Here is a 20,589-nt window from a genome sequence, read left to right on the forward strand (position 1 = left end):
GGACTCAAGGGACGAGGCTGAACAAAGCTTAGTTTTGTCTTGATTCCAAGGGATCAGCGATGTGGCAGGTGGCCTGCTATTCCAAGACGGAGCGCCATTCCGCTCTGCACACGGCAGGCGTAGCGTTCAATACTCGAAAGGCGACAGCCGAAAATCGCAGAGATGAAAGGCAGCCCTTGAGTTAGACCGTTTTAAGAACAGCTTTTCGTGATCGCGTAAGTAAGCTTTAGCGTTAGGCAACAAGCTGGGACCAGGCCTAGGCGGCGGCCTCCATCATGTTTGTCCGCCGATCTGAGCGCGCTCGATCTTCTGCCAATTCCACCAAAGGAGGAGCTGAGACTTTCAAGCGAAAACCAATCGAATACCGGCAGCGAGCAAAACCGCCACGAGAACAAACCTGATGCCTCTGGGGTTCAGCCATTTCAGGCTGATTATCGTTCCAGCTACTGCCCCCGCCAGGGCTGAGATAGTGTAGAGAGCCAGATTGGGAGAGGGAAATTGTCCCGTGAAAAGAGCTCCGACGAAGCCAACTGTGGAATTGGCCAATATAAAGGGGGGTGATAGTGCCACGGCCTGCTTTGGTGATGCCCAATTCAGAGCAATGAGCGTCGGGGCAAGGAACACTCCGCCCCCCACACCAGTCAGGCCGGAAACGAGGCCGAGGACCGCGCCAACGCTGACGCTTGCCCGCAGCGGAGTTTCGCAAGCGCGGTCGGCAGCTCGTTCGCGCTGCATGATCATCACTGCGCTTGCAAGAAGAAGAACGAGCCCGGTCAGTATTTTGTAGGTGTGCTCCGCGAGGACAATCAAGCCAGCGGCAAGCGAGGCTGGCATGGACGAAAGGAGAAGCGGGCGCAGGATTAACCATTCAACGACTTTATTGCGGTTGAAGATCCACGTAGAATAAGCCGCGACAACAATATTGAGACCGAGTGCCGTCGCGCGCATCTCTGTCGATGACATATCAAAAAATGCCATTAGCGAGAGGAACGCTGTGCCCCCAGCCTGGCCAACGCTCGTATAGAGCAGCGAAATGGCCGCGATGAGAAGAGAAGCCATGCTTCACCGATGTTGGCGGCGATCTTCGCGTTTTTTCACCAAGCTCGTCATGATCCGTTCCTCAGAAGTGGGCTTAGTTGTCTTCTGCTCGAGCCGGTCTAAGCGCTTCTCTGAAAGGCAAGCCAAACTGCCATTGGTTCACGGGCCTTAAGGAGTGACATGGGGTGATGGCCGCATCAATTACCGACGTTGGTACTTGACCAGGCAGAGATATGATTGGGTTTGAGGCCCTGAAAAGCCAGCGCTTAAGGCGGACGGCCGAACTGAGCTGCCGAGGTGAGGTGGACCTGTTGCTAAAGCTCTCATCCTATTCTGGCTCGGATGGGGCTGTCGACTTCCCCCCAATGTCGTGAATGCTTCGAGGTACTTACCCTGCAACCAACCATCCGCGTCCGGAGCCGGTTCTGCAACGCGCGATTTTGACGCGACCAATGGTTGGTATGGCATTTGCTGGTATGGCCCGGATCGTCTCCCTGCTGGAGAAGCGCATGCAAAGTGTCGTCCGCAGCAAACAGATTTCGCGAGCACGGGTAGCTATCGTTGCGGCTGCAACATGGCCTGTTTTCGAACGCTCGGCGCTTTTGCGCCGTTCCTGCCGGGCAAACCCGCTGAAACGCCAGGCAATGGAGCGAAAACTATGTCATCTGCCTCGGCTGTTCCGTGTTGCTCGTCGAGTGCGTCCCCGACGCCGCTCCAAGGCGAAGGATGAGCGGACGGTGAGCGATAGCGATTCGCAATACGGCTAGAAGAAATGACGATCTTGTTGCCGTCGCCTGAAAGCAGGATTTGATTTCGACGAGGGGCAGATCGAGACCCGCACCGCCAAGCGCACGCTCTGTCCTAGCTGCATCGTGCAGTTCAGAGCACTGGAGTTTCTCGTGCTCGCAGGTGAGGCAACCCGAAGAGTATTTCGGACGCCCTGCATTTATCGCGATAAGCCAAACAGAGCAAAACATTTAGCCGTGAGCACTGTGTGGTCCTTATCGCCAGGTGTGCCTTGGCGCTCGAACCTTCTATCACTGATGGCGCATCTTTGGGCTCTCATCGATGGCAAACTACATCAATAAAGGCGAGGGACGATTATCTCAGATTTTCGTCAGCTCGTTATCGGGGACCGAGGGCTATCGGGTCGTTAATCGCGCTGGAGCAGAGATGATCGCGCCAGCTGGGCTCCTCGACCATGCGATCATGCTAGCGCAATCGGCGGCAGACCAACGCGTCGGCGAATGGCGTCTGACACAGGCGATCAATCGCACTTAGCGAATATCAAATCGTAGAGTGTAGCTCATGGACTGGAATGTGGCTTCGCCTGAACAAAGCGCGCTGGAACTAGATGACGAGGAGCTCGGCCATGCTGATGAAGCATCTATTGCAGACCTCTTCAGCTTCACCGAATGCGCGAACCAGACCCATTCACTCAAAGCGCTGTTCGAGCTACTTGTGGGCTATGCCGCAAAGGAAGGGTTCGGCGAAGTCGCCTACGGCGCTCTCAATTTCGTCCAGCCAATTCGGCTTGAGGAGTATCCACCTCCGACCGTAGCTGTGAAGTGGCCGCCAGACTGGTGCGAGCGATACTTTAAGCGCAAATATCATATTATTGATCCAGTGGTCCGGCGGACGCCGAAGCTTTCGCGGCCGTTCTTATGGGATCAACTCGCCGAACATTATCAACTTCAACCGGACGAGAAGCGCGTACTGGAAGAGGCGAGGGAGGCCGGCCTGAAGCATGGCATGAGCGTGCCGCTGTTTGGCCCGTTGGGTCGGATATCTGTGATGTCTTTTGCATCCGCATTCGATGATGCTGATCCCCAGGAGCGCATCGGCCATCTGAATACGCTGGCTTGTCTGTTTCACACTGCTTACAGCGAGATCGCTCGTCCTTGCAGTACCAATTGCGAAACTAAAGTTACCCTATCAAAGCGAGAGCTCAGTTGCATGCGGTGGGTCGCAGAGGGAAAATCGTCTTGGGAAATTGGGATGATCCTAGGAATCAGCGAAAACACGGTCAATTTTCATGTTAAGAACACGATGCGAAAGCTCGGCGCGACCAGCCGGATTCAAGCAGTCGCCATGGCTATTCGCCTCGATGTTCTTTGAACTCGGTCGAGCGCCGACCGTCCGTTCTGTGGCAGGTGGTTTGGGCAAGTTGAGCATGATGGCGAACTCGCAGATACGACGCTCCTTGGACGAGACCTCCGCCTCACGCTGGCCGGGTTCTGCAACTCCGTAAAGCGAGGAGGTGTGAATTGACCGATCTATTGCCGAACGATTTGGCGTGGCGGCTCCCAGCATATCTAATGGGTGATCCTTTGCGCAAACGAGTTCACTTAAGGAAAGAACCCCGACCGCGGGTCGGGGCTCGGAGTCATGAAGGCGCGTGGGGATCGCTATTTCGCAAACGGCGAGCCAAACTTGTAGTTGAGCCGGGCCGTGATAAGGTCGACGTCCTGATGCACGCGATCAGCGCCAAGGGCCCCTGGGAAGCTGATATTGCTGCGCTGCATAAACAAGTGGTTATACTCGACGCCAGCTGACCAGTTCGGCGTGAGGCTGATTTCGGCTCCGGCGCCCAGCACGCCTCCCCAACGCACATCATTGTTGGTCCCAATCTCCGTCCCAGTTGCCACTGAGTTGACGCGATAGGTGTTGCTGGTCAACGCGGCACCGCCCTTGCCGTAAAGGAGCACGGAGTTGAACGCGTACCCAATGTGGCCGGTAAGTAAGCCGAATGCATCTGTCTTGGTGCCAATGGTGTCTGCCGGGAAGGCGGTGCTGACATTGGAACCGTTGAAGTTCGCCCAATTGCCCTGGCCTTCGATGCCGTAGACCATGTTGAAGATGTGCCAACGATAGCCGATCTGACCGCCAACGGTACCGCCAGCCGAATCATGGCAGCCCTCGGAAGTGAGGCGATTGAAATCCCAGCAATTGCGGCTCGTTCCCCAGCCACCATTGACGCCGAGATAGTAGCCGGACCAATCGATGATCGGGGCTGCGACGGGCAGCGGTGCCGCCCTGGCCTTGACTGGCTGCTCGGCCAAGTCCGCGCCGAATGAGGGGGCGGCCGCACCGAGTGCGCCGATGCTGGCAGTCAGGATTAGAATCGTTTTCATTCGAGTGTCGTTTCCTTTCGGTGCCCCCGGCGCCGTGCGTTTAACAACATGAACGCGAATTGCTGTAACCGCCGCACAACATGGCGTGGAAAGAAATGCGCCCAATCGTACGCGACGTCAGATTGTGCGGCGCGCGATTCTCGGCCGCTTGGCTCCTGCCTTGACTGCTGCGGCTCAGCATTGGTCGCTTCCGAACCCTTCGCTGAAAATGGTCGGTCACGATGGTCAGCGACGTAGAGCACAGATGTCTGGCCCCATCTGTCGCCAAGGGACGCAACAGGCCGCACCTAAAATGCTGGCTCGATTGCGCCTCTGACGCTCAAGGTGATTGCGGCACCCCGGTCGTGCTATCGCTTCTAATCAGTTGCGGCGCGTTGCCGGCTGATCGCTCGCGTCGATTGATCGGGCCGGCTGGGCGGCTAGATCATGCTCCTGCTTCTACTTGGGCAAGGCCGTGCCGAGCTCGGGGTCAGGGGAAGAATGGTGATCGGTGTCCTGACTCGAGTGAATATTAGCGGGCGCCGGGTCCCGCCGCCGACTCGGCCTGGGTGTTCCGCTCAAGGGGTCTCGGGTCGGCAGATACTCGATGCCGAGCTGCCCCGGTTGTTCTGCCGTCTAGCAACCCTAAACGCCTTGACCACGCCAGCGCTCTCGGCGGTACAGCGCGAGTGCCTCATTGCCGGGTCGACGGCGCTAGTTCCGCCCGCAAATTGCGTATCGCCTCGTTTGCCAGGTTTAGAGTATTCCGTTCGCCGTTTTTTATCGAAAACTCGAGGTAAGTGCGCAACCGGCTATGAAGGACGGCCTTGAGATTATGTGCCAGCAACGGATCCGTTTCGACAAAGCTCCAAGCCTTGTCAAATGCGGCGCTCACGACGGAGTCTGACACCTGTACGTTCTGGGAAACGAACTGATCCATCTCAAAAACTCCTCGACCTGCGGAAACTAAGCAAACCGAGTTGATGCGGCCTCAGCAAGCAGGACATCAGCCCTGCAGACCTTCTATCGAGCTGCTCTCGGTGCTTCGGGACAGCATATACATGCTTGTTGAAATTCCGATGACCGAGCGGGGCATTGCTAGGCGCAATTGATAATTCGGAAAAAGAGTGGAACGAATCCGGGTTGTCGCTGATTTTTTGGCCGAAGTGGTCCTGTTGTTCTGCATCGGCCACAAGTTACAAGATGTGCTGCTCTTGCACGCCTAGGAGGATCGGCAACAAACAGTGGCGGCTAATGCGGATTGTGAGGAGGACAGCCCTGGCCCTTTCTCGCTCTCAAGCCAAGAAGAGGTTAAAACGCAACGCCGCTTGAGATATCCGCGTCGGGATCATGTAGCGTGTTGCGGATGCGACCAGTCGGCTTTCTGACATATCTCGACTAGGCAATCGTGGTGCTATTCACCCGGCGTATGGCTTAGTGGCCGGTGGTAGGCGCTTATTCCAGGTCAATGACCTTGCGCGGTGAGCAGGACGCAGCGCCAAATGCATGTTAGCGCAACGTGCTCTTTGTACCTGCCAAGGTGTGGCCGTTCGTTCCGGGCTTAAGACGGAAGACCAGCGATGAGCAAACGCAAATGAAGTCTCAGTCCGCTGCCGCACGTGAAAAAATGAGCTTGGCAATGGTCGTTCGATTGGCTGAAGTTCGCAGCGCTTCCGGCAAAGCGGCCACAGTCTGATCATAAAGGCGCCCCAAAACCAGAAGATCCTCGGGATAGTAAACGCCTCGGTCTTGCGACAGTCGCATTCGTCCGCTGCCGGTTCTCGTATCGCCAAGCTGGACGATCTCTAGCTCCGCCGTAATCATTTGGCTTATGAGCGCATTGAGCAGTCGGATCGCTCCCAGATCGTTGCCTTCTTCGCGCATGAGTGCTGCCACGATGTCGAGTTGAAGGTCGATGCGATCCTCGAGGTGTTGGATGCGTGAATTGGAAGGATCAAGTTCCACGGTATTTCTCCAAAGTAGTGAAAGCAACATAGGCTGAGCAAAGGTATCGGTTCGCGTTCGCCAATACTGGGCGCTTCGCTGGGCGAATGACTACTGCGCGTGAGGCGCGCTGGTCCCTCAGAAACTGGCAAACAAGTGCGGCGAAATATCTGCAAAAGCAGAACAAGCGCTCAGGGAAAAAGCAACAGTGTTGTCGACGGTTGAGGATTTTAATGGCTGGTCGAGCCGACCAAAGCACCGGACGAGAGCAGTGACTCCGTTCAGGGCCACGCAGCGGATTGTACCGTTTTTGTCGCGGGGCGCGATTACAGCGCCGCATTCTTGATGCTACCGCCCTGGTCGGAGCGAAAAGTCCGGTTCGCACCGGTGCAGAGGGCGATTCATCTTCCCGGGCTCTATGCTGCAGAGCATTTACCATTGCCGCACAGTTTACGTGAGAGCTGACTTCTTGGAGACATCAAGTATCATGCCAAAGGGAGAGGCGATGAGATGTGACCGGTTGCGCGGCAGACCGCCATTTAGCCTTCGCACTGCATTCGTCCCCCGGGTGACTCGCTGCCAAACAATGTTCGACGTAGCCATGACAGATGTGATCTGCAAGGCGTCCGAGCTGAAAAGGATCCATAAAGACGCGCATTTGTGAACTGCCTTTCGTAACCCGGCCAGACTTATGCGGTGTATGGCCGGAATTAGTAAAATCGAAAGTGTTGATGGAATGCATCCAGTTCGTTGATAGCGCAACCGGAGCAGTCTCGCTGGCTCGGTCGGAATTCGGATGATTGGTGGCTTCTGCGGCCTAGCTTCGGCGAGCATAAAGGATATCGGGCAGGGAGCTGACCAGCTGATGACCGGCCACGATTGAGAGGCGCGAAGGTGCAGCGCGAACAGCATTCACTTCCGCCTCATTCCCGAGGGCGTCGCAGACCAAAGAGAGCGACGTGGAATCTCGGGCGCTGGACGATCCGCTAGCTCCCGCTATCAGCACCTTAGACCAGAAAGCGGAGTTGCTATTTGTCGATCATCGGACGGAGCACCTCCGTCAGGTCAGGGCTGGGTAGCTCTGCAAGGGCAGCAACGAACGCGAAGAAAGCGCCGAAAGCAGCAAGTATAAAACAGCTGGCGAGTATCGCTGCGAAAACGGTGTGAGGGCGTCTCTTCATTCGTGATACGTTGCGTTCGCGGACGCGGCGTTGCATACGAATCAGTACTCCTTCACAGGTTTAACGCGGTCGTTGTGCCAGCGGTAAACCAAAAATCCAGATGCTAAGTTGTCGGCCTTTTTTGTCGAACCGGACCGGGCCAATCACCGTATCGATTGGCCGTAAACGAAGTGCGGTCGCGACCTGCGTAGCATCAAAGGAGGCACTCCGGTTCACCGCCTCTGCCCAGGCTTGCACAGCTGCGTAAGCGTATAGTGTGTAGCCTTCGGCGGACAGGTCGGAAGCTTTGAATGCGGTTGCTGCGCCGGCCGCCGAGGCATTCGCGGCGGGGTCAGCCCTGAAAGTGAACAATGTATCATTCCCGGCTCTGCCGGTAATGGCCCAGAATTCTGAGGTCATCAGCGGATCGTTGGCCATTACTATGAAGTTGGCTTTTGCTTCCGACGCCTGGCGTACAAACAATCCGATTTCGGTATGATAGCCGCCGATATAAGCGACCCGCACCTGATCCTTCCTCATTCGTGAGACCAACGCTCTGAAGTCCTTTTCAACGGCGACATAGCTTTGCCGAGTGACTTGTTGCCCGAATCGATGAAGCTGGGCTTCAACCACGCCGGCAATACCCTGGCCAGCAGTGCTCTTGTCGTCGAGCACCGCGATGCTCTCGTTGGGGTGGTTCGCATGAATGTACTCTGCCGCAACGAGCCCCTGTGGTCATCGCGGCCGCAGATCCGAAAGAGAGTGTTGAGCCCACGCTCTGTCAGCCGAGGGCTTGTCGAGCCTGGTGACACCTGAACGATGCCTGCTTCGGCGTAGATGCCGGAGGCCGGGATCGACGAAGCGGAGCAAAAATGGCCAATCACCAACAGAACCCGCTCTGTCGCGAGCTTATTCGCGACTGCGACAGCTTGCCTCGGGTGCAGGCCTCATCAGCGACGCTCAGGACAACCTTGGCGTGATCGGGAAGCAGGCCGGAAGCGTTTATGACCTCGACTGCCGCGGCTGCACCATCGCGCATTTGCATGTCAAACGTAGCGCTGCTTCCGGTCATAGGGCCAGCAACGGCGATCCATATTTCAGAACCGCACGTAGAGGGAGAGGCAAGAGCGCAGAAGAGAAGAGCTGCACCCGCAACAGAGGCCGCCCGCATATTTGCCATTTCAATGGTCACCTGAAGTAAATCGCATGTAGTTGTGATCAGACGTCCGTTGGTGTAGCCGCTCGCCGAGCTAAACGTGGGTTCGACGAGCTTCCATTGGCGCTAGCGTCTACAATTTGACGTTACGGGCGGATCAAGCCGGTTTGGGAAGGGTCATAGATGCGCAGGATGCGGATCGATGGCCGAATCGCAAGTTGTCGGCTCGATGCTCTAACGCTCTCAGCTGGATCAAACAGGGCGCGTTTCAGCTGGCCTTAGCTGATGGCTGGAAGCGGCAATGGGTATCAGTACGGCTGATCCTCCAACCCGCCAAGGGCGAGATCGAGATATTGCATCAGGCAGGGATCCCAGCCAGCCAGGCTGCGGGGGGCGCTTAATCGCGCGAGCACTTTCAGGATCATTGAAACGCGTGAATCTGCGCCGGCGATCTCGCTAATCAGCAGGCGCGCAGCAACCGCGACAGCTTTTGCGCGCTCGCCGCAAGGGTCTTCGCCTCCATCCATGCATGCGCGGAGATCATCACGGATTCTTCGCCAACGGTCCTCGCGCTCTGCTGCAAGTTTGCAGTTGCATTGCGGCGTCTCTCCACGCGTTTCGACCCGCGACATCGCATTCAGGGTGGCAGGTAGCTCATCCACACTTACCTGCGCCCCGCCATCGATGGTCATGTTACGCAAGCGGTCGCGCAACAGAGTGGCTCGCGCAACTTGGATCTCTATGCGCTCTAGGTGCTTGCGCAGAAGGTCCGTGAGCGAGGTCGTGCCCTCCATAGCTTTACGGATCTCGACCAATGAGAAGCCAAGCTCACGCAGCGCGCGAATCTGATGAACCCGTTGCACGGTTTCGCGGTCATACATGCGGTGACCACCGTCAGTGCGCTCCGTGACTGCCAGGAGCCCCGTGTGCTCATAGTGGTGCAGCGTGCGAACCGTTACTCCGGTCGCATCTGCAAGTTCGCCAATGCGCCATCGACGCCGTCTTGGTGTAGCTCTGCTCATGTTGTTCAATTTAAAAGCCTACAACCTGACGTCACGTGTGATTCAAGCGGCATTCTAAGGCCAGCCAAATCATCTCCCATTCCAGCCCGCGAGTGGTGACTATCCTTAAGAGAGCGGCCGATCAACCCTCGGACGAAAGGGTAGTGAACAAGTTCACCAGGCGAGACAATTGAATCTCGCCAGCCGCCGTACGCTCCAAGATGAGTTTGGCGATAGCTGTGCGATTTTCCTGACTCTGCATCGATGGGGGAAGCGCGCCGACGGCGTCGTCATAAACTCGTCCGAGGGTCGAAAGCTCTTCCGGGTCAAAGACCCCGCCGCAAAGCATCAACGTTCAGCTCCTTGTTTGAAAGCGTCAAGCGTAGCGCACGTCGTCAAGACGTTTGACTGCGGTAGGGCCAAAAGAAGTCATACCTGCGGCACGCGGCGTTGAACGCTTCGATGTTATGCTGGGTGATGCGACAGGGCCACACGCGTACGCGAGGGCCACCAGACCCGAATTGGAAGTTGGTGGGACTCCGAGGAAGCGGATCGGGTACGTTCAAGAGGATCAACTGCTAACCTTAGAGTTGACGAGGTGAGCTCCGTTCATGCCCTACTTCTTGAGGTAGGTGCCTCGCGCGGTCGGATGTGTAACGTAGCGCCTTAGCGTAAATGCGTAGCTCCGCCGCCGTCTTTGAACACTGTGCCGTTCGGAGAGCCCAACCCAGCGTGGGGATGGCTAAAGAACGTCATAAGGGCTGTGACCCGCTTGCATCTCAATTTGTGGCAGTGGGGGCAACCATGCGGGGCGTTTGTGTTAGGACATGAATCGGAATGGAAGCTTCACGGACACGTAACGTCCTTCCAACGACAGCGAGATTGACCGCACGATCATCCCGCCGCATCCGCAGCTCGCCACGAGCTAATCATTGGGGGGCTTGTGCGTTTGCCATGTGGGAGGCTTCCTGCAAGAAGATTTCCCTCATCCAGACGCTTTCCGGCGCGCTGTTGTGAAGGGAGGGCCATTGCACCGCCTCAGTGAAGGTAGGGAATCGATGCGGAAGCTCGACGATCTGAAGGGGCATCGTCTTTTGGAAATGCCTAGCCAGCCCTAGTGGCATCGTGCCTATGCGGTTAGTCCCAAGCAGGAGGGGCGGCATCATGCTGAAGCTCTGCACGAGTATGTCGATGCGCCGAAAGCGGCCAAGCTCGATTGAGAGTGATTGCTCAATTGACGTCTGGGCCAGTCCTTCCTGCCTAACTGCGACGTGGCCCATCGACATGTATTGATCGGATGTAAGCCGGCTTTGTAAGCCCTTATTCGTGCCGCAGCCGACGCAGACGAGCCTCTCTTCGAATAGGGCCACTCTGGGGTGCGCGTGGGACATGAAGAATTCTGGCAGAATGGCAAAATCGACTTCGCCGCGGCGCAGGAGCCCCTCGTGCTGATTCGTCGGCGCCAACAGTTCGAAGTTGACCAGGGGGGCTTCTCGCGTGATGCGCTTAACGATACTCCGGAAGAATACAATTGTCATAAAATCGGAAAGCACGATCCTAAACCGGCGGTTCAGTCGAGCTGGATCGAACGCGTCTCGGGCCAGAATTGAAAGTTCAATGTGCATCAGGGCCTCACGCACAGGAACCGCAAGCGCTTCCGTACGGGAGGTCAAGACAAGCTCGCGCCCCCTCATTCCAAACAGGTCATCACCAAAATACGAGCGCAGCCGCGCAACGGCTGCGCTCATGGCTGGTTGACTGAGATGAATCTTGCGCGCCGCTGAGGTGAGGTTGCGCTCGCTTATTAGAGCATCCAGCGCGACGAGAAGATTTAGATCTAGACCTTTGAAACGCATCTCTTCCTATCCGGCACGAACGTCCTTGCCGTGCAAAAACGTGCGCAAGCAAGCTGCGTCAGGAGTGGTCGTCTTAGCTCGCCCGAATGAACGTCGGTCCATCCTGGCATCGCGAAAGAAGGCTCGCGGAGTGACCGCTAGGACAGAGAGCAGCAGTAGTAAGCCGATCAGCAGCGGCGGGGCGATGGTCAGGAGCCTCTAAGCTGGCCAGCCTCGCCGTTCCGGCGGACCACGCAGCTGGGTTCACTGACTGCAGATCAACCCGGCCTCTGTAAGCGCGGTGAGCTCGCCAAACGTCACGTCGACGACTGCGTCGTGCAGCACTAGTCAGGATTATTAGCGTACAACCTGACGCCATGTGCGATTCAAGCTATTTTATTCAACGGGAAAAACATTTGTCCTGGAGGCATTGTCTGCCGCGATAGTGCCGGAAGAAACCTGAAAGCAGCGTAAGCACATCCAGGCCACATCTGCGAGTTCACCGCGCGCGCATCTGGGGACGCCTTCGCGGCCAATCGCCGCACTGCCGGGTCCGCGGCGGATAAAAGAACTTGAGGCGAAGAAAGGCATAGCGCGCGTTAAAGAACGATGGCGTGTTTGGGTCGTTCAGATCGCCGCTGACCTTAAGCTAGCAATGCCTGCGAATTGGAGGCTTCTGCTCCTCAGATGCCATGTTGGACGCCTCTTCGAGAAATATCCGCCGCATCCAGATGCTTGCGGGATCTGTGTTATGGAAAGAGGGCCACTGCAGCGCCTCTGTGAATGTGGGTAGGGGCAGAGGCGGCTCAATGATCCGTAGTGGCATCCGCTTTTCGAAGTGTCTGGCCAGTCGTAAGGGCATTGTGCCGATACGGCGCGTGTCTAACACTATAGGCGGAATGAGACTAAAGCCCTGCACAACAACCTCAATTCGTCTTCTCAGACCGTGCTCGAGCAAAAACCATTCTTCAAGGTTCGGTCTCAGTGCCCGCCCAAATTTGGCTGTAACGTGCCCCATCGAGATGTATTTCTCGAACGTAAGCTGCCGGGTTAGCTGCTTGTTCGTGCGACATCCGACGCATACTAGCGTCTCGTCGAACAGCGTCGCCTTCGGATGCGCGCTCGACATGAACAGTTCCGGCAGAATGAGAAAGTCGACCTCGCCCCGCCGCAGCAACTCATCTGGTTCATCGGAAAATGGCAACAGTTCGAATCGCACGGCAGGGGCTTCTTGCGCCATGCGGTCGACGATTCTGCGAAAAAACACGATGGTCATGAAATCTGAGAGGATGACCCTGAAGCGTCGAGTGGTCTGAGTTGGGTCGAACGCGTCTCGTGAGATGATCGAGAGTTGGATGTGCAGCAGGGCCTCGCGAACCGGGCCTGCAAGCGCTTCCGCCCCAGGTGTTGGGACGAGTTCTCGACCCTTCATAGTAAATAGGTCATCGCGGAAATAGGTCCGCAGCCTTGCAATAGCAGCGCTCATAGCGGGTTGGCTCAGGTTAATGTTCCGAGCCGCCGCTGTGAGGTTGCGCTCTGTCATCAGTGCGTCGAGCGCAACGAGAAGATTTAGATCAAGTCCCTTGAACCGCATGTCGTAAGTCTATCCATTCTGTGGATGCGTTCTATCGAAACAATCGATTTTACCAAACTACGGGAGATTGGATAGCAAACTGAAGTTTGGAAAGATCATTAGGCACGAAGAGATGATTGCTCGTTCACGTGCGCTCAGAGAGAGACTCAAAGCGGGCCACTCCATCCGTTTTGAGTGTGCCTATGGGTATTCACTGTTACTTCCCCTCGCCGCTAGAGCAGCTCATTCGTCCGCCAAGCAACTTCCGATAAACCTTGGTATGCGGATCTCATCCGTTCCCATATTGAAGGTTTACTCGCGTACAATTGAGAGCGCGCGGAGCTTCATTCTAGTGTCGCCAAACAGCGGCAGGCGCAGGGTGCGAATGCCAAGAAAGTCGGGCCCAATCCATGTGGCCTGGTTGTCCAGCGTATTCGGGGCGTCTTGCAGATGTTTAATAAGCAGTTTGATCTGACGCCGCTCAGTTGCGCCACCGGTGGGACCGCCCCGCGCCTTCCTGGTTTGGCTCCAGCCGTTCATAAGCGGGCCGGCGCTGCTTATCCATTTGCTACGATAGGAGCCGCAAGAGCTAGCTGTTGCAGACAAGTTCTGTTGAGTTCAATCGACGAGAAGGCATCTGAAGGCGTAACGCGCTCACAGCACGTTGGTCGGATCGTGAGCAGGGGCCGTTGGGCAGCTCCGTTCCGACCAGGAAAGGTTGTGCGCCTACCAACGATCGGCGCTGAACTGCGACCGAGCACAGCGGCGCATTGCAGCACTTATGGCGCTTCGGCCAGTAACGAGATCCTGCGACCATCTCCGCTTTCCATTTCACTGGCGTAAGGGAGCTCGCGATGAATATTGCCGTGTCTCCGACTGTGGAAGGTGCTTCTGCGCGCGCTCAGGTGCGCTGGCGTCGTCGTTGGGAAAGCGAACTTGGACTTAGCGATCACGCCGAGCTCGCCGAGTTCTTTCGCAAGAGTTACGGCCCGACCGGTGCGTTCAATGCGGAGCCTTTTCAGGGCAGCCGAAGTTGGGCAGGCGCAAGACCCGAAGTTCGTGTCATTGGTTACGACGAGCGCGGGTTGGCAGCCCACGTCGGCCTGCTGCGGCGCTTCATCAAAGTTGGTGGGGTTGATCTTCTGGTGGCCGAACTGGGACTGTATGCAGTTCGTCCTGATCTCGAGGGACTTGGAATAAGCCACGCAATGCGCGTGATGTATCCGATACTGCACGAGCTGGGCGTCCCATTTGGCTTTGGCACGGTCCGCTCGGCACTTGAGAAACATATGACGAGACTTGTCCAACGGCATGGGCTCGCCACTCTGATGAATGGCATCCAGGTCCGTTCCACACAGCCGGGCGTCTATCCCAATTTGTCGCCGACCCGCATTGAAGACGTGATCGTGGTGGTGTTTCCAGTTGGACGCCCGATAGGCGAGTGGCCGGCCGGGACGGTCATTGATCGGAACGGGCCTGAGTTGTGACAGAGCGTTCCTCCCTGTCCGTCGTGCGCTGCGATTACGCTGACGTGAGCGGAAGTCGTGCAGTCCATTTGACCTTTGACGACGGGCCAAATCCAATTTGTACGCCTGCAGTTCTCGACGTTCTGGCGCAACATCGGGTCCAGGCGACATTCTTCGTCATTGGCACGTATGCGATCGAGCATCCTGAACTGATCCGACGAGCGGTTGGGGAAGGGCATGAGGTTGCGAACCATACGATGACGCATCCTGACCTCTCCAGATGCGGGCTTGCGGAACTAAACGACGAAGTGTTGAGCGCGAACGAGGCAATCCGTCTGGTCTGCCCGCAGGCCTTGCCCAGGCATATGCGGGCGCCTTATGGAAAATGGACGCAAGAGGTGCTCGCAACGACAGCAAGCGCTGGCCTGACGGCTTTGCACTGGTCGGTTGACCCGAGAGACTGGTCCCGCCCCGGGGTCGATACAATTGTAAATTCAGTTCTGGCGAGCGTGCGCCCAGGCGCAATTGTGCTCTTACATGACGGATATCCTCCCGCTGAAGAGGGTCTGGGCACGGATACTACGCTACGCGATCAAACCACGATGGCACTGGCGGTTCTAATTCCGGCACTACAACGGCGCGGGTTTGCAATCCGCCCACTCCCCCAACTCCACTGAAAAAACGACACCCAATGGATCTTTTTGCGACAATCAGTGCTGCCGCCGTTTCATCCTATGCGCTACTCTCGACTATCTATAAGAGCCTTCAAGCGCTTTATTCTCAGCCGGCGATGAGCCCCGCTCCCCGGGACATCCGGGGATCAGCCGATATGCTCCTTCCCACCGTCGATGTCATCGTGCCGTGCTTCAACGAGGATCCAAATACTCTCGTCGAATGTCTGGAGTCGATTGCAAGGCAGGATTACGCCGGTAAGCTTCAGGTTTATGTGGTCGATGACGGGTCTGCAAACTGCGACGTTGTCGCACCCGTCCACCAGCTATTTGCTAGTGATCCGAGATTCAATATCATCTTGCTCGCAAGAAATGTTGGAAAGCGCAAAGCGCAGATTGCGGCAATACGCAGCTCATCCGGTGATCTTGTTCTCAATGTCGACTCCGATACGATACTTGCCGCTGACGTCGTCACAAAGCTTGTATTGAAGATGCATGACCAGGCCGTCGGTGCGGCGATGGGTCAGCTGATAGCAAGCAATCGCGACCAGACCTGGCTGACCAGGCTAATCGATATGGAATATTGGCTCGCATGTAACGAAGAGCGAGCGGCGCAGGCGCGCTTCGGTGCCGTCATGTGCTGCTGCGGGCCATGTGCCATGTATAGGCGTTCCGCCCTCAACTTGCTTCTTGATCAGTACGAAGCGCAATTCTTCCGTGGGAAGCCGAGCGACTTCGGCGAGGACCGGCATCTAACAATACTCATGCTGAAGGCTGGGTTTCGAACCGAATACGTCCCGGACGCGATAGCAGCCACGGTCGTGCCGCACAGTCTTCGGCCTTATCTGCGACAGCAGCTCCGCTGGGCGCGCAGTACCTTTCGGGATACGTTTCTTGCGTTGCGTCTGCTGCCAGAGCTCGATGGCTATTTGACGCTGGACGTTATCGGGCAAAATCTCGGTCCAATTCTCCTCGCCATCTCGTCGCTTGCTGCGCTCGCACAGCTCCTGATCGGCGGCTCCATACCTTGGTGGACGGGATTGACGATTGCCGCAATGACCATGGTCAGGTGCAGCGTGGCAGCAGTGCGTGCTCGCGAATTGCGGTTTGTCGGTTTCGCGTTCCACACACCGATCAACATCTTTCTCTTATTGCCCTTGAAGGCCTATGCGCTCTGTACTTTGAGCAATAGCGATTGGCTGTCGCGAAAAGTGACCGATGTGCCGGAGGCAGACGAGGCACAGCGTGTCCTCTCGCACCTGAATACCGGACGAGGTGCGGCCAGTGCGAGGGTGAGCCGTGCTCCCCTTCAAAAGGCCGGAGTGGCCCATCGTCCATCGAGCCTGGTCACGATGAAGAGTGCCCCTGGCCACGATCATTCGACGGTCTTGAAATAAGTGGTTAGCTCATGAATCTGAACGCGAACCATCAGCTATTAGAGCGAGAGTTAGCTGCCGACGACCCATGGAGCCTCGACAGTAACGCGTTCGAGCAAGCTCGATACGCGGAAATGCTCCGGATGGCGCGTCTTGACGGAGGTGCGTCGTCTGCTCTCGAAGTAGGATGTGCTGCCGGCGCATTCACGGAGATGCTCGCGCCGCTATGCGAGCGACTTACCGTGTTGGACGTCATGCCGCAGGCAATCGAGCGAGCGCGGCTGCGGACCGGTCAGTGGTCACATATTACTTGGGTGACCTGCGACGTTCAGCGGTTCTCGACCGCTGAGCGGTTCGATCTAATCGTGGTGGCCGAGGTACTTTACTATCTCAAAGACGCGTTCGAGATGCAGGCCGCGATCCGCAACATGGTGAGAATGCTTGCGCCAGGTGGCACTCTGATTTTTGGATCCGCGCGTGATGAATTATGTCAACGCTGGGGGCATGCCGCTGGCGCTGAAACGGTGATTGCTCTCTTCAATGAGAGCCTGTCAGAGGGCGAGCGTCGGCACTGCCGCAGCGGGTCGGCTAACGAAGACTGCTTGATCGTGCGGTTTCGGAAGTTGGACGGTTCGTCGAAACAAGCAGACGTTGGTCGGTAGGTCAGGAGAGCGTATGCGCATCTGCGGGATCAAATTGACACATGACGGAGCAATTGCTGTCATCGAGGATGGTCGGCTTCTTTTTTGCACGGAGCAAGAAAAGCGGGGCAGCAGTCCACGATATCAGTCCGTCGATAATCTCGATGCCGTCGTGGTCGCGTTGGCCGAGCACGGCTTGGATCCGCGCGATATTGATCAGTTCGTCATTGACGGCTGGGACGGCGAGAACGAATCGCAGTTCCAGGTCCTGAGCGGAGTGGCGCCAGTCACGCTGAAAGGGGCGCCATATGTCGAGCGCCACGCTGGGGGGCTCCTTGATTCTGTCGACGGCTTTGAACTCATGCTCGCTGGCGAGGAGTTTCCATATAAGAGCTTCCCGCATGTCACGGGCCATGTCGCGTCAGCATATAGCACCAGCCCCTTTGCAGTCGCGGGAAAGCCCGCGTTATGTCTGGTTTGGGATGGCTGTATCTTTCCGCGTCTCTACTATGTGGAACGAGGCGGGGCTCGGCTCATCGGAGCATTATTTCCGGTGATTGGCCACGCCTATGCCGCCGCGGGCCTTCACTTCGGGCCATATCGGCAGCCGAACCGCTCCAATTGGGACCTGGGCATTGCTGGCAAGCTGATGGCTTACATTGCACTTGGCTCCGTCGACGAGAGCATCGTCGACGTATTTCAGGAGCTTTACGAAACATGCTTGGCCGGGGACACGGAGCAGGCTCGCCGCTATCGTGAAGACATCAGTAATGCGGAATCGTCTCTTGCCGTGATGCACGAGTTCTTCGAGGCATGCGCATCGCGTCTGACGTCTAAGAGAGCGGAGGATATCCTTGCGTCGTTTCATGTGTTCCTGGAGCGCCTTCTTGTTAAGGAAATGTCGCTGCTTCTGCTGAGATATTCCTCGCTCCCGGGAGCGCGGAATCTGTGTGTCGCCGGGGGGTGCGGTCTCAATATCAAATGGAACAGCGCACTTCGCGCGACGGGGCTATTCGATGACGTCTGGGTGCCGCCATTTCCGAATGACAGCGGCTCGGCAATCGGCGCTGCGTGCGGCGCTATGGCTGCGCAGGATGGCTTCGGGCCGTTGGAATGGTCGGTGTACAGTGGCCCGGCTCTGCAGGAGAGCGAGATTCCACCGGGCTGGGACGCGGCGCCCTGCAGCCTGCGCGAACTTGCATCGATTCTTGTTGCCAACAAGCCCGTCATCTTTCTTTCCGGGCGTGCTGAGCTTGGGCCACGGGCGCTGGGTGGCAGAAGCATTGTTGCGGCCCCGACTTGCCTGGAAATGAAGGATCATTTCAACGACATCAAACGACGCGAGCACTTCCGACCGGTAGCCCCGATTTGTCTGGAAGATCGCGCGGTAGAGATCTTTAGCCCGGGTACGCCAGATCCTTATATGCTGTTTGATCACCAGACCCGGGCGAATTGGCGCGACAAAGTCCCTGCCGTGGTCCATCTTGACGGTTCGGCGCGGCTGCAGACGATATCGCGCAACTCTCCTCACAAAATTGCCGCGCTGCTCGTGGAATTTGAGCAACTCACAGGCATTCCGCTGCTCTGCAACACGAGCGCCAACCTCCACGGACGGGGCTTCTTTCCGGACGCAGCGGCAGCGTGCGAATGGGGGCGTGTCGAGCATGTTTGGTGCGAGGGCATGCTCTGGCGCAAAAAGGGCACCAAGAAACCATCATCCACGGAACGACTTTTGTCAGCTTAAGGTGAGCATGTCCACTGTGGCGATCGATCTGGCCGGTGTGAATAAGTCATTTGGCGACAAACGCGTCATCAATGACCTGTCGTTGTCGGTTGCGCGCGGAGAGTGCTTCGGCCTGCTTGGGCCAAATGGCGCCGGCAAGAGTACGATCGTGCGCATGCTGCTCGGCATGATTGCGCCCGACGCTGGCACTATCGCAGTCCTCGATGAGCCTGTGCCTTCTCGCGCTCGCGCGGCGCGTATGCGCGTCGGCGTAGTGCCGCAGTTCGACAACCTAGACTCTGAATTCACAGTCCGGGAAAATTTGCTGGTGTTTGGCCGCTATTTTGGCATGAGCGCTCGCAAGATCGCGGCCGTTGTGCCCTCTCTGCTCGAATTTGCGCGGCTTGAAGCCAAAGCAGACGTGCGCGTCTCCGAGTTGTCTGGCGGTATGAAGCGGCGGCTGACGCTGGCGCGTGCCCTGATTAATGATCCGCATCTACTCGTCATGGACGAGCCGACGACTGGTCTGGATCCGCATGCACGTCACCTGATTTGGGAGCGGCTGCGGGTCTTGCTCGCGCGCGGAAAGACGATCCTCCTGACGACCCACTTCATGGAAGAAGCCGAGCGGCTATGCGACCGGCTGTGCGTGCTTGAGAGCGGTTGCAAAATAGCCGAAGGTAAGCCAGACGCTTTGATCAACGAGCATATCGGCTGCAACGTGATGGAGATCTATGGCGGTGATGTACATCAACTCCGAGAACTGATCAGGCCTTATGCGAAGGACATCGAAGTCAGCGGGGAGACATTATTTTGTTACGCGCGCTATCCTGAACAAGTCCGCCTGCATCTGCGCGGACGAGCGGACCTTCGCGTTCTGCAGCGCCCTCCGAACATGGAAGACGTGTTTTTGCGATTGACCGGGCGCGAGATGGAGAAATAGGCGATGGATAGTGCTTATGCGTCGGTAATGCCGGCTAACGCGCACAACTGGATCGCGGTATGGCGTCGAAACTTCCTTGCATGGAAGAAAGTAGCGTTTGCATCGCTTCTCGGCAATCTTGCCGACCCTATAACCAATCTGTTCGGCCTTGGCTTTGGTCTCGGCCTTATCGTGGGACGAGTTGAAGGGACTTCGTACATCGCGTTCTTGGCGGCCGGTATGGTCGCAATCAGCGCGATGACAGCCGCGACTTTTGAAACCCTTTATGCCGCCTTTGCTCGCATGGATGCCAAGCGCACGTGGGAGGCAATCCTGTTCACTCAGCTCACAATTGGCGACATCGTTCTAGGCGAGTTGGTGTGGGCGGCCAGTAAGTCCGTACTGGCGGGGACAGCAATCGGGATTGTCGCTGCTACGCTTGGTTATGCATCCTGGGCGTCGATTCTTTTCGCAATACCAACGATCGCCCTTACCGGCCTTGTCTTCGGTAGCCTGGCAATGGTCGTCATATCTGTCGCGCCGACTTACGACTACTTCGTGTTTTATCACTCGCTCCTCCTCACGCCTATGGTGTTTCTGTGTGGCGCGGTCTTTCCGACGAGCCAACTGCCCGAGTCATTTCGTAGCTTTGCCGGAATCTTGCCGCTCTCGCATTCGGTCGATCTCATCCGCCCAGTGATGCTAGAGCACGGCGTCGGTGATGTTTTGCTGCATGTCACGGCGCTTTGCTGCTACGCGGTATTGCCCTTCTTCGTGTCAACACTATTGTTTCGGCGGCGCCTGCTGCGTTGATATGGAAACGGCGGGGAAAAACCGAACTCAATGACGCCTGGCGGAGCAGTTTCTGCAACAATCCAGGTGCTGTGGGCATGGCCGTGCCTTTTCGTGAATGTAGCGGCCAAAGTCGTCGAGTGTACGCGTGAGCCCGGCATTCGACCGAACTCGGATT

17 protein-coding genes and 1 pseudogene are annotated in these 20,589 nt (G+C 57.0%); 9 read left to right on the top strand and 9 right to left on the bottom strand.

Translation table 11 applies throughout. The annotated features are described in order from the left end of the window. Positions 1–342: 342 nt before the first annotated feature. Positions 343–1,059 (bottom strand): sulfite exporter TauE/SafE family protein, encoded by a 717-nt coding sequence (locus tag GGD61_RS23975; protein ID WP_183231245.1) that lies wholly within the window; start codon positions 1,057–1,059, stop codon positions 343–345. A 1,047-nt stretch (positions 1,060–2,106) separates the two neighbouring features. Here GGD61_RS23975 and GGD61_RS23980 point away from each other — a divergent pair. After that, on the top strand, positions 2,107–2,319 hold the full coding sequence (locus tag GGD61_RS23980; RefSeq protein WP_183231246.1) for a hypothetical protein: 213 nt from the start codon (positions 2,107–2,109) through the stop codon (positions 2,317–2,319). A gap of 27 nt (positions 2,320–2,346) precedes the next feature. Next, positions 2,347–3,156, top strand: a complete 810-nt coding sequence (locus GGD61_RS23985) for a LuxR family transcriptional regulator (protein ID WP_183231247.1) — start codon at positions 2,347–2,349, stop codon at positions 3,154–3,156. 290 nt (positions 3,157–3,446) lie between these two features. Here GGD61_RS23985 and GGD61_RS23990 read toward each other — a convergent pair whose 3' ends face one another. The 8 genes and pseudogenes from GGD61_RS23990 to nodD1 all read right to left on the bottom strand — a co-directional run bounded on the left by GGD61_RS23990 (position 3,447) and on the right by nodD1 (position 12,841). Beyond that, positions 3,447–4,172: an outer membrane protein gene (locus tag GGD61_RS23990; RefSeq protein ID WP_183231248.1), complete on the bottom strand. Its 726-nt coding sequence runs from the start codon at positions 4,170–4,172 to the stop codon at positions 3,447–3,449. Positions 4,173–4,845: 673 nt separating this feature from the next. Next, positions 4,846–5,091, bottom strand: a complete 246-nt coding sequence (locus tag GGD61_RS23995) for a hypothetical protein (RefSeq protein ID WP_183231249.1) — start codon at positions 5,089–5,091, stop codon at positions 4,846–4,848. A 662-nt stretch (positions 5,092–5,753) separates the two neighbouring features. Then, positions 5,754–6,116 carry a NolY gene (locus tag GGD61_RS24000; RefSeq protein ID WP_183231250.1) on the bottom strand — a complete coding sequence of 121 codons (363 nt, stop codon included), beginning with the start codon at positions 6,114–6,116 and terminating at the stop codon, positions 5,754–5,756. 1,220 nt (positions 6,117–7,336) lie between these two features. Further along, entirely contained in the window at positions 7,337–7,930 is a 594-nt protein-coding gene (locus tag GGD61_RS40610; RefSeq protein ID WP_312012720.1) for an ABC transporter substrate-binding protein, read from the bottom strand. A gap of 128 nt (positions 7,931–8,058) precedes the next feature. Further along, positions 8,059–8,139 (bottom strand): annotated as a pseudogene (locus GGD61_RS40615) (hypothetical protein); the annotation flags it as partial. Between the two features lie 580 nt (positions 8,140–8,719). After that, complete coding sequence (locus GGD61_RS24010) at positions 8,720–9,433, bottom strand: MerR family transcriptional regulator (RefSeq protein WP_183231369.1); 714 nt, start codon at positions 9,431–9,433, stop codon at positions 8,720–8,722. A 908-nt stretch (positions 9,434–10,341) separates the two neighbouring features. Then, positions 10,342–11,268, bottom strand: coding sequence for a LysR family transcriptional regulator (locus tag GGD61_RS24015; protein WP_183231251.1), 927 nt, complete (start codon positions 11,266–11,268; stop codon positions 10,342–10,344). 628 nt (positions 11,269–11,896) lie between these two features. After that, positions 11,897–12,841 carry a transcriptional regulator NodD1 gene (gene nodD1 / locus GGD61_RS24020; RefSeq protein ID WP_183231252.1) on the bottom strand — a complete coding sequence of 315 codons (945 nt, stop codon included), beginning with the start codon at positions 12,839–12,841 and terminating at the stop codon, positions 11,897–11,899. A gap of 833 nt (positions 12,842–13,674) precedes the next feature. On the opposite strand from nodD1, the gene GGD61_RS24025 reads away from it, so the two are divergent. The 7 genes from GGD61_RS24025 to GGD61_RS24055 are packed head-to-tail and all read left to right on the top strand — an operon-like array spanning position 13,675 to position 20,432. Further along, the gene (locus GGD61_RS24025) at positions 13,675–14,307 is read left to right on the top strand and encodes a NodA family N-acyltransferase (RefSeq protein WP_183231253.1); all 633 of its coding nucleotides are present in this window, start codon (positions 13,675–13,677) and stop codon (positions 14,305–14,307) included. Then, entirely contained in the window at positions 14,304–14,963 is a 660-nt protein-coding gene (nodB, locus tag GGD61_RS24030) for a chitooligosaccharide deacetylase NodB (RefSeq protein ID WP_183231254.1), read from the top strand. Before GGD61_RS24025 ends, nodB begins: the two co-directional genes overlap by 4 nt. A 14-nt stretch (positions 14,964–14,977) precedes the next feature. After that, positions 14,978–16,354, top strand: a complete 1,377-nt coding sequence (gene nodC, locus GGD61_RS24035; protein ID WP_183231255.1) for a chitooligosaccharide synthase NodC — start codon at positions 14,978–14,980, stop codon at positions 16,352–16,354. 11 nt (positions 16,355–16,365) lie between these two features. After that, on the top strand, positions 16,366–16,995 hold the full coding sequence (gene nodS / locus GGD61_RS24040; RefSeq protein ID WP_183231256.1) for a nodulation methyltransferase NodS: 630 nt from the start codon (positions 16,366–16,368) through the stop codon (positions 16,993–16,995). 13 nt (positions 16,996–17,008) lie between these two features. Next, positions 17,009–18,718 carry a nodulation protein NodU gene (gene nodU, locus GGD61_RS24045; protein WP_183231257.1) on the top strand — a complete coding sequence of 570 codons (1,710 nt, stop codon included), beginning with the start codon at positions 17,009–17,011 and terminating at the stop codon, positions 18,716–18,718. 1 nt (position 18,719) lies between these two features. Then, positions 18,720–19,640 (top strand): nodulation factor ABC transporter ATP-binding protein NodI, encoded by a 921-nt coding sequence (gene nodI / locus GGD61_RS24050; protein ID WP_183231258.1) that lies wholly within the window; start codon positions 18,720–18,722, stop codon positions 19,638–19,640. 3 nt (positions 19,641–19,643) lie between these two features. Beyond that, positions 19,644–20,432, top strand: a complete 789-nt coding sequence (locus GGD61_RS24055) for an ABC transporter permease (RefSeq protein ID WP_183231259.1) — start codon at positions 19,644–19,646, stop codon at positions 20,430–20,432. Positions 20,433–20,589: the final 157 nt, after the last annotated feature.

Source organism: Bradyrhizobium sp. SBR1B (assembly GCF_014198205.1).
Lineage (GTDB): Bacteria > Pseudomonadota > Alphaproteobacteria > Rhizobiales > Xanthobacteraceae > Bradyrhizobium.